At 49.9% G+C, this 14,230-nt stretch carries 19 protein-coding genes; all 19 read right to left on the bottom strand.

Features of this window, described 5'->3' with window-relative positions; genetic code table 11:
- Window positions 1-131 precede the first annotated feature (131 nt).
- The 19 genes from MHH48_RS11330 to MHH48_RS11240 all read right to left on the bottom strand — a co-directional run bounded on the left by MHH48_RS11330 (window position 132) and on the right by MHH48_RS11240 (window position 14,143).
- Window positions 132-365 (bottom strand): DUF2273 domain-containing protein, encoded by a 234-nt coding sequence (locus MHH48_RS11330; RefSeq protein ID WP_076320882.1) that lies wholly within the window; start codon window positions 363-365, stop codon window positions 132-134.
- A gap of 15 nt (window positions 366-380) precedes the next feature.
- Entirely contained in the window at window positions 381-920 is a 540-nt protein-coding gene (gene amaP, locus MHH48_RS11325) for an alkaline shock response membrane anchor protein AmaP (RefSeq protein WP_076320881.1), read from the bottom strand.
- A 72-nt stretch (window positions 921-992) separates the two neighbouring features.
- Window positions 993-1,406 (bottom strand): Asp23/Gls24 family envelope stress response protein, encoded by a 414-nt coding sequence (locus MHH48_RS11320; protein WP_009591235.1) that lies wholly within the window; start codon window positions 1,404-1,406, stop codon window positions 993-995.
- Window positions 1,407-1,524: 118 nt separating this feature from the next.
- On the bottom strand, window positions 1,525-2,868 hold the full coding sequence (gene accC, locus MHH48_RS11315) for an acetyl-CoA carboxylase biotin carboxylase subunit (RefSeq protein ID WP_076320880.1): 1,344 nt from the start codon (window positions 2,866-2,868) through the stop codon (window positions 1,525-1,527).
- 54 nt (window positions 2,869-2,922) lie between these two features.
- On the bottom strand, window positions 2,923-3,426 hold the full coding sequence (gene accB / locus MHH48_RS11310; protein ID WP_076320879.1) for an acetyl-CoA carboxylase biotin carboxyl carrier protein: 504 nt from the start codon (window positions 3,424-3,426) through the stop codon (window positions 2,923-2,925).
- A 169-nt stretch (window positions 3,427-3,595) separates the two neighbouring features.
- Window positions 3,596-4,468, bottom strand: a complete 873-nt coding sequence (locus MHH48_RS11305; RefSeq protein WP_076320878.1) for a SpoIIIAH-like family protein — start codon at window positions 4,466-4,468, stop codon at window positions 3,596-3,598.
- A 65-nt stretch (window positions 4,469-4,533) separates the two neighbouring features.
- Window positions 4,534-5,178: a stage III sporulation protein AG gene (gene spoIIIAG / locus MHH48_RS11300; protein ID WP_179090583.1), complete on the bottom strand. Its 645-nt coding sequence runs from the start codon at window positions 5,176-5,178 to the stop codon at window positions 4,534-4,536.
- A gap of 14 nt (window positions 5,179-5,192) precedes the next feature.
- The gene (gene spoIIIAF / locus MHH48_RS11295; RefSeq protein ID WP_076320876.1) at window positions 5,193-5,915 is read right to left on the bottom strand and encodes a stage III sporulation protein AF; all 723 of its coding nucleotides are present in this window, start codon (window positions 5,913-5,915) and stop codon (window positions 5,193-5,195) included.
- Between the two features lie 41 nt (window positions 5,916-5,956).
- Window positions 5,957-7,165, bottom strand: coding sequence for a stage III sporulation protein AE (spoIIIAE, locus tag MHH48_RS11290; protein ID WP_076320875.1), 1,209 nt, complete (start codon window positions 7,163-7,165; stop codon window positions 5,957-5,959).
- A 15-nt stretch (window positions 7,166-7,180) separates the two neighbouring features.
- Window positions 7,181-7,570 carry a stage III sporulation protein AD gene (spoIIIAD, locus tag MHH48_RS11285; protein WP_071223846.1) on the bottom strand — a complete coding sequence of 130 codons (390 nt, stop codon included), beginning with the start codon at window positions 7,568-7,570 and terminating at the stop codon, window positions 7,181-7,183.
- 10 nt (window positions 7,571-7,580) lie between these two features.
- Window positions 7,581-7,784, bottom strand: a complete 204-nt coding sequence (gene spoIIIAC / locus MHH48_RS11280; protein WP_007129715.1) for a stage III sporulation protein AC — start codon at window positions 7,782-7,784, stop codon at window positions 7,581-7,583.
- 16 nt (window positions 7,785-7,800) lie between these two features.
- Window positions 7,801-8,319: a stage III sporulation protein SpoIIIAB gene (gene spoIIIAB / locus MHH48_RS11275; protein WP_076320874.1), complete on the bottom strand. Its 519-nt coding sequence runs from the start codon at window positions 8,317-8,319 to the stop codon at window positions 7,801-7,803.
- Window positions 8,312-9,310 carry a stage III sporulation protein AA gene (gene spoIIIAA, locus MHH48_RS11270; RefSeq protein ID WP_076320873.1) on the bottom strand — a complete coding sequence of 333 codons (999 nt, stop codon included), beginning with the start codon at window positions 9,308-9,310 and terminating at the stop codon, window positions 8,312-8,314. The genes spoIIIAB and spoIIIAA overlap by 8 nt, the downstream gene beginning before the upstream one ends.
- Before the next feature lie 98 nt (window positions 9,311-9,408).
- Complete coding sequence (locus tag MHH48_RS11265) at window positions 9,409-9,675, bottom strand: YqhV family protein (RefSeq protein WP_076320872.1); 267 nt, start codon at window positions 9,673-9,675, stop codon at window positions 9,409-9,411.
- 201 nt (window positions 9,676-9,876) lie between these two features.
- Window positions 9,877-11,130: an aspartate kinase gene (locus tag MHH48_RS11260; RefSeq protein WP_076320871.1), complete on the bottom strand. Its 1,254-nt coding sequence runs from the start codon at window positions 11,128-11,130 to the stop codon at window positions 9,877-9,879.
- 241 nt (window positions 11,131-11,371) lie between these two features.
- The gene (gene efp / locus MHH48_RS11255; protein WP_076320870.1) at window positions 11,372-11,929 is read right to left on the bottom strand and encodes an elongation factor P; all 558 of its coding nucleotides are present in this window, start codon (window positions 11,927-11,929) and stop codon (window positions 11,372-11,374) included.
- Window positions 11,930-12,020: 91 nt separating this feature from the next.
- The gene (locus MHH48_RS11250; protein ID WP_076320869.1) at window positions 12,021-13,091 is read right to left on the bottom strand and encodes a Xaa-Pro peptidase family protein; all 1,071 of its coding nucleotides are present in this window, start codon (window positions 13,089-13,091) and stop codon (window positions 12,021-12,023) included.
- 30 nt (window positions 13,092-13,121) lie between these two features.
- Window positions 13,122-13,568 carry a type II 3-dehydroquinate dehydratase gene (gene aroQ, locus MHH48_RS11245; RefSeq protein ID WP_076320868.1) on the bottom strand — a complete coding sequence of 149 codons (447 nt, stop codon included), beginning with the start codon at window positions 13,566-13,568 and terminating at the stop codon, window positions 13,122-13,124.
- A gap of 77 nt (window positions 13,569-13,645) precedes the next feature.
- A complete protein-coding gene (locus MHH48_RS11240; protein WP_076320867.1) occupies window positions 13,646-14,143 on the bottom strand; it encodes a YqhR family membrane protein in 498 nt (165 codons plus the stop codon).
- Window positions 14,144-14,230 lie beyond the last annotated feature (87 nt).

The following is a 14,230-nucleotide window of genomic DNA, read 5'->3' as shown; positions in this document are numbered from 1 at the left end:
ATGATCCATTTGCCGTCAAGACTTGACAACATTTAAAAGGCCAAAAAAAAACCTGTGAATATCTCTCTCCGCAAAAAAGGCGCACTACACCTGTCCTCAGCATTTTTTCCGGAGAAAGCATATCACAGGGTTCATTTAAACGGCCGCCAGCGCTCGGAAAGCCATCGTCCCCATTCCTGAAAGTGGAACACGGAGCCCTGCTTCAGATCCTTGCGCTTGCCAAATATATAGCCGATAAATACCACTAATGCAAAGAACAGCATATCCCAAAAACCGGATAATAAGTAAATCAGTCCGCACACAAGCCCGCCGGTCACCCCGGCAATTCTTCCTCTGTGACTCTCCCATATTTCTTTCCAAGGCATTGGGGAAGCTCACCTCTATTCCACGCGGCTCTTGAAGCTTGGTGCCTGAACCACGTTAGCAATATATACGGATACGGATGACACGGGTATTCCTGTTGTATCTTCAACAAAGTCGTGCACCTGCTTCTGTACTTCCGTTGTCAGTGTAGGAATCGATTCCTCACCATCGACCACGGCGCGTATCGCAATATCAAGACCCGATTGGGATACCTTGATCCGGGATTTCAAATCCTTGACTCCACGGACGCGAGAAGCCGCCTTGAGACAGAGATTCTCGATCGTCTCCACAGAGATTTGAATGTCACCAAACTCCGTGCGCTGATCGATGGAATTCAGGTTCGAGCGATCGCGCCTTACGGAGATGTAGAAGAAACGGATGCTCAGCAAAAACAGAACCGCAGCTACGATAATTCCAGCCCAGAAAAGGCGTTGTTCCTGAACGCTTGTTAATTCATACGGAACAGCGCCACTCAACAGGAGGATGGCAACTACGGATATAACACCGATACTTAAGCTGTAGATAAACAGCAAAAGTCTGTCCATTAATTTGGCCACGATTTAGCACAGCCTCCTTAAAATTAGATTAAACCCTCGACATCGCTGCCCAGGGCTAGCCTGAAAGTATTCTTATTTCACGCGTTGAGCCAGATCCAATTCTTCCGTCTTCTCTACGGATTTCATGAAATGGACATCATGAATATGTACATTGACTTCAATGACCGTAAGCCCTGTCATATTCTCAATCGAACGTTTCACGTTGCGCTGGATTTCTCCGGCTACTTCAGGAAGACGATGACCATACTCCACGATAACGGATACGTCAACAGCAGCTTCCCGTTGTCCAACTTCCACTTTAACACCCTTGGATAAATTCTTGCGTCCGAGCAGCTCGGCAATGCCGCCTGCAAAGCCTCCGCTCATCCCTGCAACCCCACGTACTTCTACCGTAGCAAGTCCAGCTATGACTTCAATAACTTCCGGAGCGATCTGAATTTCACCAATATCTGTACGTTCAAATTCTGTAGGCAAAGTTTCCGCCATTGTCTCAACACACCTTTCGGAATAAGTTAGCGGATGCACCCCAACTGCTTAAGGCATGCGCTCTTATTACTCATACTATACCATTTGGCCAAGTTTATGACAAACTTGGCCAAAGGTTTCAAATCTCATTTTCTTCCAAAAATTTAATATCGAAGTCACCCTTCAAGAAGGTAGGATGCTTGAGCAATTTCTGGTGGAACGGGATGGTTGAATAGATCCCTTCAATCTCGAATTCAGCCAGTGCGCGCCTCATCTTCGCGATGGCTTCATCGCGGGTCGGCGCCCATACAATCAGCTTGGCAATCATCGAATCATAATAAGGCGAAATGGTATAACCGGGATATGCCGCACTGTCTACCCGCACGCCAGGACCTCCTGGAGGCAAATAGAACTGAATGGTTCCAGGCGCAGGCATAAAGTTCTTGTCCGGATTCTCGGCATTAATCCGACATTCGATGGACCAGCCATTAATAACTACTTCCTCTTGCGTGAAAGAAAGCGTGTTGCCCTCGGCAACGGAGATCATTTCCTGAATCAGATCAACCCCGGTCACCATCTCGGTCACCGGATGCTCCACCTGAATCCGCGTGTTCATCTCCATGAAGTAGAACTGACCGTCCTGGCCGAGCAAAAATTCAAGCGTACCTGCACCGGAATAGTTAACGGCCTTTGCGGCCCGAACGGCGGCTTCGCCCATCCGGCTGCGTACCTCTTCACTTAGCACCGGACAAGGAGCTTCCTCAACAAGCTTTTGTCTCCGGCGCTGCACAGAACAGTCACGCTCCCCGAGATGCACGGCGTTGCCATGTTTGTCGGCGATAATTTGAATCTCTACATGCTTCATGCCAGTCAAATATTTTTCCAGATAGACGCCTGCATTGCCGAAGGCCTTCTGGGCTTCCTGCTGTGCGTTTGTAATCTGTTTAACCAGCGATTCTTCATCCTCGGCGATCCGAATTCCTTTACCTCCGCCACCTGCAGTAGCCTTGATAATGACGGGATATCCGATATCCCGGGCAAGCATAACGGCCTCATTTAAATCCTCGACCAATCCGTCGGATCCCGGAATAACCGGAACACCTGCATCCCTCATCGTCTGCTTCGCAACAGCCTTATCTCCCATACGGTTGATCGCGTCAGCGGAAGGACCGATAAAGGTAATGTTGCAGGATTCACAAATCTCCGCGAAATCCGCGTTCTCGGCCAAAAAGCCATAGCCTGGATGAATGGCGTCACACTCGGTCAGTGTAGCAACGCTCATGATATTGGTAAAATTCAAATAGCTGTCTTTCGATAACGTAGGGCCGATGCAATAGGCCTCATCCGCCAAGCGAACATGCAGGGATTCCCGGTCCGGCTCCGAATATACGGCCACCGTTGCGATGCCAAGTTCCCGGCAAGCCCGGATGATACGAACGGCAATCTCTCCCCGGTTCGCGATTAGCACTTTTTGAAATGTCATGCAGTAACCTCCTTCGGACTCTTGCGACTCTCGTTCTTGGCGAGTCCCTCCATATTACTCCGGTTTCACCAGAAACAGAGGCTGCCCGAATTCTACAAGTTGACCGTTCTGTGCGAGAACCTCTACGATTTCGCCTTTGATCTCTGCTTCCAGTTCATTCATCAGCTTCATGGCCTCAATGATGCAGACCGTTGATTTATCAGTCACCTTGTCCCCGGGGCTGACAAATGGCCCAGCCTCAGGCGATGGGGAACGATAGAAAGTTCCTACCATCGGTGATACGATTTTATGTAATGAGCTGTTGCCATCCTCCACGGAATCCTGCTGTGGTGCAGCTGCAGGTGCTTGATTCCCCGTATTCGGCTGTACGATTTGTGGTGCCATCACTTGCTGTGCCGGTAGGAACGCTTGCGGCGCCGCCTGATAGTTGTTAACCACCTCGGCTGCATTGGGTTTCTTAATGGATAAGCGTGTACCTTCGCTCTCAATTTCCAGCTCATGCACGGATGTTTGATCCACCAGCTTAATAAGTTCCTTGATTTCGTTTAATTTAAACATTATCGACGTTCACTCCTTCACTTTCTTGGAAGCCCTTGCTTAGGACAGTCAGTCAATAGCTTAGAGTATTATATCACAATCGAGCGAAATAGAAAGAGCCCAAGGCAATCCTTAGACTCTTTCGGTTTTATAATATATCCGTGATTTATGTTGAAATCTGCGGACAAGCTTATGGCGCAACATATTGAACGGTTACTTTATCCGGCGAAACCTTCAGTTCCTTCATCACAAGACTCACGATGCCGGCTGCACCTTTGGCATCGAGTTTCTCACTCAGTACGACCACATTATACTTCTCGCTCTCTTCCTTCACAACGGCGTTTCCGTATTGCTGCTGAAGGGCTTCTTCGATGCTGAGAATCACTTCTTCTCTCGCTTCGGCCGATTTCAGCTGCTCGGTAGCTTGAGCTGTTTGCTCCGGCTTGTTTTCATGATTGTCGATCTTTGTCATTAACTCATCGTATAATTTCATATTTTTTTGTGAGCGGTCCAATTTATAGGACTCCAACTGGGCTGCTGCAGATGTTGCATTGGCAGCCACTTGCTCCAGCACTTCTTCATCCGATTTCTTACCGTTGCTGGTGCTGCTTGTGTCTTTGGAGTCCTTGGCGCCCTCTTTGTCTGTGCTGCTAGCGTCTTTGGAATTCTCGGCACCCTCTTGGGATTCCTTCACTTCCGGCTCTTCCGTTTTACCGGCTTCGCCACTTGCTTTTCCTTGATCCCCTTGCTCACCCTGTGTTGCTTCTGCAGAGTCTTCTGTACCGGCCGCACCTGTATCGCCTGTTGCAGTTCCTTGCTCATTGGCACCGGAATCACCGTCAGTACCTTCTTCAAGCACTTCGTTCACAACCAGCTCGTCGCCAGTGCCTGCGGTTCCGTTTGCTTCTTGTCCGGCACCTGGCTTCTGACCGTCCACTTGCGTGCTCTCGGCAACCGGCGGCGCTTTCGTTCCCGAATCGTCGGTGAATAAGTAGTAGGCTGACAGGATGACCATCAAACTGAGCATGGATACTAACCATATGGTTTGTCTTTTGTTATTCATTTGAACGTTTCCTCCTTTGAATGAAAACCTTGGCACGAATGATCGGATCATTCGAGAGGCTGCGGTTATTCCTGTTTACGCGGGACAACGGATATACGATAAGACGGGACATTGAGGCCTCGCTGGATCGCATCCACGATCAAGCTCTTAACAACATCATTCTCGGCTCCCTTGGCTACGACGAGCACCCCCCGGACTTGAGGTTTGATCTTCTTGGTGACGATCGGCGTTTCTTCTCCGGAAGATTCATAAGTGACAATCTGGCCATCACGCTGATAACTTGTGACATGGCGCTTACCTCCGTTAGCATCGGTTTCCTCCGTCAGTTCCTGTGTATCTTTCATGTCACGCTGGACGACCAATTCCTCTGTAGATTCCACAGTCACCATGACATCGACGGACCCAACCCCAACAATCTGTTCCAGCATGGTTTTAGTGCGCATTTCAAAATCCTGCTCGATACTTTCAAACTCACCCCCGCCGCTGGTTGAAGTCCCGCCTTGGGTCGTTGAGACCGCAGCCGTCTCCGGCGGCGGCTCGCGACCGATATTCTCATGATCCAGCTTCTTCACATTGACGAAGGAGTTGAACAGCATAATCGCAACGCCGATCAGACCAAGAATGATCAACCACCTGAAGGTTTGCATTTTTCTTGCTCCGCCAGCACCTCCGCCCAGCCATTGTTCCAACCGCTTCAACCAATTTCCCATCATACTCACCTCCGCTACAGCTTTTTATCCTGCTCCTGCCCTGGCATATAGATCGTAATCAGATCCGGCTCCAAATCCCACCGACGGCTAATGTATTTCCGAACCGGCTCTGCTCTTGCTTCCTCGGCCTTGCTCACTGCTTCTGCATTCGCTTTCGCCGCAGCCTTCCCATCCCGTTCCGATTGCATGGATTCAACATTCACCTGAACGGAATCCACAGGTTCTATGCCGATGGGTTGCTTATCATCGCTGTTCTCTACCTCTGCATTCTCCGATTCACCTCCAACCAGTCTTACATCAACAGATCGTATCGTAGCGCCTGCATATCCCTTGTCCTGCCTAGCAACTGCAGCCAGTACCACCTTGACCTCCTGAACCGCTTCCCCCGTTTCTGCCGCAATCTCTTCTTTCATCACCTGGGCCAATTCGTTGCCTGCCCACTGAAGGCTTTGACTCTGCTGCGTTTCCTTCAACTTCTCGGCCTGTGCCAGAATATGCTCCAGCTGAACCTCCTCCGGCAGACCTTTCTCCTGCCGCTCCAGCTCCATTGCCAGTTGATTCTCAGGGGGATCCGTTATCAATGTGATAATCGGGCTAAGCAGCGTAAGCAGAATCAACAGGCTCAGGACTAATCTGGCGTATCGTTCAAGCGCTTTGCCGGGAAGTATCAAATCAACGAAGGCTGCAAAGAGAACTACCATGATGACGCTTTTCAACCAACCTCCAAGCCAGTCCATTCGTCATTCCTCCTAAAGATTAGCCGCCGCTATATTCTGCCTCACCTCATCATGACGGTAATGTTGCCTGCCGTGAGCAGAATCGTGATGGCCAGGAAGAACATCATACTGACTGCGGCCAAAGCTGTAAAAACATACAGCATCGTCTTTCCGATCGTCTGCAGGCAGGTGCCGATCGGGGTGTCTCCGAGCGGCTGCATGACGGCCGCTGCGACGTTATATATCAAGGCGAGCGTCAAGATCTTGATCGCAGGGAATGCGCAAAGGAACAAAATAATGATGACCCCTGCCAGCCCGATGGAATTCTTGACGAGTAATGAGGCCGAGATCACGGTATCCGTTGCATCTGCGAACATCTTGCCGACTACCGGAACGAAATTGCCGGTTACATATTTGGCTGCCCGGATCGTCACACCGTCCGTAACCGAGCTGGTAAGTCCTTGGACGGAGATAACCCCCAGAAACACGGTAAGCAGCACGCCCAGAACGCCCATTGAAACTCCTCGCAGCAGGTTGCCCAGCTGGGTCAGCTTGTACTTTTCGGATAGCGAACTTACCAGATGCAGCAGAGCCGAGAAGAACAGAAGCGGGAACACAATCGTGCTGATCAGCGTACCTACCGTATGTACCATGAAGATGACTAGCGGATGAGCCACCGAGACAGTCACGACATTGCCCATCGAAGCCATCAGTGCAAAGAGCAAGGGAAGCATCGCCATCATGAAATCGATCATTTGGGTAATGGCGTCCCGGGCATATCCAATCGCGATGCTGAAGCTGTTAACGGCAATGACCAGGACAACCATGTAACAGATGGTATAGGCAACCCGACTCACGGTGCTTTTTTCGAAGGCCGTCTGCAGATTCTCAAGGATCAGACTCATGATGCTCAGCATCACAATGGTCGCCAGCAGCTTGCCGTTATAAAGCACCTCGTGCCACAAATACTTTCCGATTCCGGACATAACCCCTTTGAAGCTAAGACCATCGCCGCCCGGCAGCAGCATATCCATCAGGGACGGCGTCTTTCCATCCGGGAAGAAACCGCCGTAATCCTTCATGAGCCGGTCCCAGTATTTCTCGACCTGGTCTGTCGGCAGCTGCTGCGTCTGCTGCTCTACCCACTCATCGGCCGGATTTGCCGCGGCGGTCGCACTTATTGTTCCGCAGAACAATCCGGACATAAACAACATCAGGATCAGTAGACGAAACACAGCCAAGCCATTTCGAAGTATAACTCCTGTAACCATGTCCCCCCACCTTTTTCAAGCCGGGAGGAGCTTCAGGACCGTCTCGATGATGATCCCGATAATCGGTACAGCGAGCACCAATATGAGCACTTTTCCCGCCAGTTCTATTTTGGATGCGATCGATTCCTGTCCGGCATCTCGTACGATCTGGGCCCCCATCTCCGCAATATAGGCAATACCGATGATTTTCAGAACGGTCTTCAGATAAATGATCTGGACACCGGAGTTCTCCGCCAAATCTTCCAGCATGGATAAGACATTTCCAATCTTCCCGATCAGGAACAGGAAGATGAGAAGTGAGGTTGCCACTGCCAGAAGAAAGGCAAAGAGCGGCTTCTGTTCCTTGACAACCAAGATCAGCACGGTAGCGATGATGCCCAGTCCTACCACCTGGATAATTTCCATATAAGTCCACCTACTGGAATAGAAAAATACTTTTGATTTCCTTAAGCAAATCGTCGAGCAATCTGACTACCATAAACAGCACAACCACAAACCCGATCAGGGTTACCCAATGTGCCATATCCTCTTTCCCCATCTGTTTCAGGACGGTATGAATCATGGCAATGATGATCCCGATACCGGCAATCTGGAAGATGGCGTTCACTTCAATGTTCATTTCCCTTGGCACCTCGCTAAAAGATCAAAATGACGATCAATGCTCCAATGAGCAGTCCCAGACTTTTGCTCATCTTTTCATATTTGACCTGGTCATCCCTTGCCGCTGCTTCTTCATGCTTGAGCTGTCCCACGGCCAGAGCGATATGTTTGATCTGGTCCTGCCTGTCACTGGTGCCAAGAACGCCGCTTAGCTGCTCCAACACCTCACGCTCGGCACTTTTCATTGATGTTCGCTTCCAGTATTCGCCCAGTGCCTTGCGGATGCTGTCCTGTGCGGATAACCCATAATCGGGTCTCATGTAAAGCGCGGCTGAGGCAAATAAGGATCTGAGTGGTTCACGAAGGGAATCGCCAATTCGCTCCAGCGCATCGGGTAGCGGCGTCAAACCGTAGCTGATCTCCGTTTCCAGCCGTTGAAGCGCGAGAATAAGTTCTCGCAGCTGCCTGGGTCTTGCTGCGAATTGCTGGGCCTGAAAAAATCCGGCTAAAGTTCCTGCTCCCAGCACAAGCACAGCCCCGACCAGTTTAAGCATAGGCATCACCGCCCGGCGGACCGACTGCAGCCGTCTGAAGCGTTCGCTGACCTCCGTCATACAGCTTGTATGATCTTTGGTCGCTTGTTCTACTGAGAACGGCATACATTTCAAACATTCGGTTCTCCAAAAGACCGGCGAGTGCCGGTCGCCCCCGCATATCTTGTATGGATGAGCCATGTGCCGTTGCAATCACGCTAATTCCTGCATGCAAGGCTTCAATGACAGCTTCCGCATCCTCAGGCCGTCCGATCTCGTCCACAATCAGCACATCCGGGGACATTGAACGGATCATCATCATCATCCCTTCAGCTTTCGGACAACCATCCAGCACATCCGTACGCGGACCTACGTCGAATCCAGGGACTCCGCGCAAACAACCGGCGATTTCAGAACGTTCGTCGATGATGCCTACCTTCATTCCCGGCCAATGCACGGCCGAATTCCCCCACTTGCCGTAACTGATCTGCCTCGCCAGATCCCTGAGCAGCGTTGTTTTGCCCTGCTGAGGCGGGGATAAGATCAGCGAGTGCATCACCCTTTTCCGTTTCCGGTCAAGTAAATGCGGGATGATGTCATCCGCCGCTCCCTGAACCTCCTTGGCAATCCGGACATTAAATCCACTAATATCCCGAATGTGTTCAACCTTACCCCCGCTGAGCACCGTCCGGCCGGTGAGCCCGACCCGATGCCCCCCAGGTATCGTGATAAACCCTTTTCTCAATTCCTCTTCCATGGTGTAGAGGGAATGGTTACTGATTAGATCCAGCAACCGATGGGTATCTTCACGCGTCGGCTTATACGCTTCATCAGGCCGCAGTGTAAGCCCGCCCCGCCGGTCCAGAAAATGATGCTTGCCCGCCGAATTAATTTCCAGCGGACGTTCCTCCCGGATACGTACCTCCTCTACATGATTGAGAAGCTCATTCGACAGGCTCAGCAGCATTCGTTTTACGGTTTCGGGAAACAGGTCTAACCAATTCAATGTCATATCAATTTCCCCCAGGTTGTCCTTTTTGATCATCTTCTAATAAGAGAACTTCATATCCCATGTGTATGCTTGTACCTGAAAAATATGCAGCGAATCTATCATTTTTTTAGAACGCCGTATAAGAGACAGGAGACGCCGCACAAAATCCAGCCGATCTTCCCCCACGACAATTTATCTGCCATTCCCACAAGGCCAATCGTTGTTGTCAGAATCAGTACCAGCGGGCCCATGAAAGCCAGGGCCGAATTCACAGCCAGCGCTTTATCAACTTGGTTCAGACGCAGCATGATGATGGCCGCCACAATCTCGAGACTGCCAGAGAAAAAACGAAGCGTGGCCATACTAGCGACAAACTTGTCCAGCATGCTATATATCCTCCTTATTCCTTGTTCACATGTGTGATGTTTAAAAATATGCGAGGTACTCTCGTTTTATCTCTATTTTTTCAATTTCATAGAAGCGAACTTTGAATCTTTCGGACAACGCAAAAAATCCCGGCCGCTATGGACCGGGATTACTCTATTTAATATCGATATGATTGCAGAAAATGATTACATAAAAACAGGCTATCGCCGAACCTGCGGTCCGCCAACGGAAGCCTGCTGATCCGTATCCAATCCGTACGCGGTATGAAGCGCCTGTACGACACCTTCCAGATTGGTTCCTTCAATGACGCAGGATACTTTGATTTCGGACGTGCTGACCATCTTGATGCTGACCCCCTGCCGGGAGATTACATCAAACATTTGCGCGGCCACACCCGGGTGACTGACCATGCCAGCGCCAACAATCGATACTTTCACCAGATGGTCTTCCGAGGTAACGTCACGATACGGGGTTTTGCTCCGGATTTGTTCAATAACTGACAACGCACGCTCCCGATCGGCCAAGGAAACGGTAAAGGAAAAGTCTGCTTCGCCGTTCTGCACACCGCTCTGTACGATAATATCAACATCAATCGCTTCTTTTGCAAGCTCTCCGAACACTTGAGCCAAAACGCCTGGCGTATCGGAAACGCCCAGAATACTAATTCTTACCACATTCTTGTCAAATGCAATTCCGCTGACAACCACACCTTGTTCCATGCTTGTTTCCTCCTTAACAACCGTACCCTCGTTATGATTAAAGCTGGATCTGACGACAAGCTTGACTTGATTATGCTTCGCATACTCAACCGCACGCGGGTGAAGAACAGCTGCTCCAAGATTGGCTAACTCCAGCATCTCGTCATAGGAAATCTCCTTCAACTTCCGCGCACATTTAACAACCCGCGGATCCGTGGAGTAAATTCCGTCCACATCTGTATATATTTCGCATACATCCGCTTGGATGGCAGCAGCTAGAGCAACCGCCGTGGTATCTGATCCCCCGCGTCCAAACGTTGTAATCTCTCCATCCTCAGACATTCCCTGGAATCCCGCTACAATGACGACATTCCCTTCGTCAAGCGCTTTAAACACGCGCTCTGGCATAATATCCGTAATGCGGGCTTTGCCATGGACCGCTTCCGTTCGGAACCCCGCCTGCCAGCCGGTAAAAGACTTTGCCTTGCGTCCAAGACCGTGAATGGCCATGGATAGCAGCGATATGGATATCTGTTCTCCCGTGGTCATCAGCATATCCATTTCCCGCGCCGGCGGATTCTCGTTCAACAGCTTTGCCTGGTCAATCAAATCGTCTGTCGTATCCCCCATAGCAGACACCACGACTACACATTGATGACCTTCATCTTGTTTCTCTACAATTCTTCTGGCAACACGCTTCATACGTTCTGTATCCCCTACAGAGCTGCCTCCGAATTTCATGACGTACAGTGACAATGCTTCTTTCACTCCCCACTAATATCAGTATGTAACAGCATTCAGGTGGTTTCTCACTTTAAAACAGTATAATACGAAAGTGAGTCATCCCGTCAAGGCTTTTCAAGGCAAAAAGAACTCGGGCTTACCGCATCGGCTTTCGCCCATCACAAAAAAGACTCCCGTACATACGTACAGGAGTCTCGTTGTTTAGAAGATATTGGCACCCCGTCAATCGTTGAAGGGTCCCGTTTAAAGCCTGCTATGCACGGGAGATGTATTTACCTTCGCGTGTATCGATCAGAAGCACATCGTCTTCATTAATGAACAGCGGAACTTGTACATTCAGGCCGGTTTCCACTTTCGCACTCTTCGTTGCGCCCGTAGCCGTGTTGCCTTTGATTCCCGGCTCGGTTTCAACAACTTTCAGCTCCACGCTGTTAGGCAGGTTGATCCCGAGGATTTCCCCTTGGTAGCTGATGATGTTTACATTCATGTTCTCTCTCAGGAAGTTCAGTTCCCATTCCAGCTGCTCGCTAGTCAAGCTGAACTGATCGTAAGTTTCGTTATCCATGAATACATGCTCTTGACCGCTGGCGTAAAGATACTGTACACCACGATTGTCGATGATCGCGCGGCCAATCGTTTCACCTGCACGGAACGTCTTCTCTACGGTGTTGCCGTTGCGAAGGTTTTTCAATTTGGAACGTACGAAAGCTGCGCCTTTACCGGGCTTTACGTGCTGAAAATCCAAAACGGTGAATATATCGCCATCTACTTCTACGGTCAAACCTGTTTTAAAATCGTTAACTGAAATCACTAAGATTCCCTCCTAAGGATGCGGTCTAATTAATATAGTACATCATTTTCCTAAAGTACAAATTCAAAAAGCTATCTTTTTGAACAGCCTTTTATAGCACAGTGTAGTCTTTGGACGAGCTTGTTAGTATATGAATACCCGATTCCGTAATGACGATATCATCTTCAATTCGGACACCGCCAAGCCCAGGCAAGTAAATGCCCGGCTCCACTGTTACCACCATACCCGGCTTCAGCACATCATCACTCAGCTTGGACAGTCTCGGAGATTCATGAACCTCCATACCCAAACCATGCCCCGTGCTGTGTCCAAAATATTCCCCGTATCCATAACGGGTAATAATATCACGAGTTAAGGCGTCTGCCTCGCGTCCTGTCATACCAGGTTTAATATGATCCAGTGCATGAAGCTGTGCTTCCAGCACGATATCATAAATCTCCTTCAGTTTAGGATCAGGACTTCCGAGCGCAACGGTTCTTGTGAGATCAGAGCAGTATCCGTCAAGCAGCGCACCGAAATCAAACGTAACGAATTCGTTCCCTTGAATGACACGCTCGCTGGCAACGCCGTGCGGAAGAGCCGAACGCTCACCGGAAGCGACGATGGTATCAAAGGAAGACGCTGTGGCGCCATGCTTGCGCATGAACATTTCCATCTCCAGATCGATTTCCCGCTCCGTTTTGCCGGCAGCCAGAATGGTCAGCACATGGCTGAACGTTTGATCAGCCAAATCGGCAGCCCGCTGCATAATGCTCAATTCTTCCTCATCCTTGAATATCCGCAAATCCTCTACAAGACCTGAAACCGGCACCAGGCTAATTGGCGCGAGCTGTTCCGAATAGGTGGAAAATACGCCGTATGTAACATGGTCCTGTTCAAATCCAAGCGATGTAATCCCCTCGGAAGATAGCAAATCCTTGACCGTCTCCATAACCTTCGGTCCATGCTCAACCACTTGAAACCCGACGGCTTGCTGTGGAGCTTGAGTCATATAGCGGAAATCCGTCAAGAGATAGGCATTATCCCGTGTGATCAACACATAGCCGGCAGACCCGGTAAAGCCTGTCAAATATCTGCGGTTGATCGGGCTTGCAACCAGCATAGCCGTTACGCCTTTGCCTTGAAGTTTCTCGCGCAGTTTAACCACTCGTTTGTTACTCATTCTAACCTCTCCTCTCACCCATTTCCCAAGCTATCCTTCTGGGTCGTTCAGGACTTGCAAAAGGGCCGACAAGCCCAGTGTGTAACTCGCTGCGCCAAAACCCGCGATTTGTCCGACAGCAACAGGTGCGATGACGGAGGTATGACGAAATTCCTCCCTGGCATGAATGTTCGATAGATGAACTTCCACTGTCGGAATACGGGCAGAACTGATGGCATCACGTACAGCGTAGCTGTAGTGGGTCAGTGCTCCCGGGTTAAGAAGTATGCCGTCCGCCTGTCCAATAGCTTCATGAATACGGTCGATGATAGCACCCTCATGATTAGACTGATAGAAGGTAATACCGATACCGGCGAGATCCGCCTGTTTACGCAAATTATCTTCGATCGCCTGCAGGCTGAGTGAACCATAAATGCCCGGTTCACGGAAGCCGAGCAGGTTTAAGTTCGGTCCGTTTATCACCCATATGGATTTCATAGGGCTTCCCACCTTTTCGTCAAATAACCAAAAGCTATTTTACCATAGGCGGCATAGGGTTGAGAAGTTTTTATTGCTTAGCCTGTCACCTTCTTCGGTTCGCGCAGTTTCTCATCGGTGAATTCCTGCGCGATCGTATAACCGATAAATAGTCCCCATAATATAAAAATACAAACCTCTGAGATGTTTGTATCCCACGGCAGCTTCTTCACAGGGTCCGTCAGCCGAAGCCATGGATTGAGCGCGACGAACAGCACCGCCCACCATATGATTCCGTAAGCAATACCGGGCCACGGGCCCTTCAGCTTCCTGAACAAGGTGACATAGATGAGGGAAGCGATGACGGAAAACGCGATAAAGGACAGCCAACCGGCGATTTGTCCGGCAGCCGTCTTTAGGAACTCATGCTTGAAGAATGGCTCCAGCAAAAAGCCCGGCAGCACCTTCGTGAATTTTAACCAGTAAAATATCCAGACCACGCCCCCCCAAATCAGACCAGCGTAATAGCCCAGCTCCAGGGCAAACACAAATGGATTGGTGACTTGGTTCTGCTGTCGAAATCGATGTTCATGCATCTAATGATTCTCCTCTCTAAGTCATCGAACTATTGCTCTTACCCCGTTCTTCTCTGAAAGTAGTATGCTCCGCTTCCCTTACGGCTA

This window comes from Paenibacillus sp. FSL F4-0100, from assembly GCF_037993005.1.
In the GTDB taxonomy this organism is placed as follows: domain Bacteria; phylum Bacillota; class Bacilli; order Paenibacillales; family Paenibacillaceae; genus Paenibacillus_AQ.
Note: the sequence above shows the minus strand (reverse complement) of the source record. Positions and strands in the feature narration are given on the sequence as shown.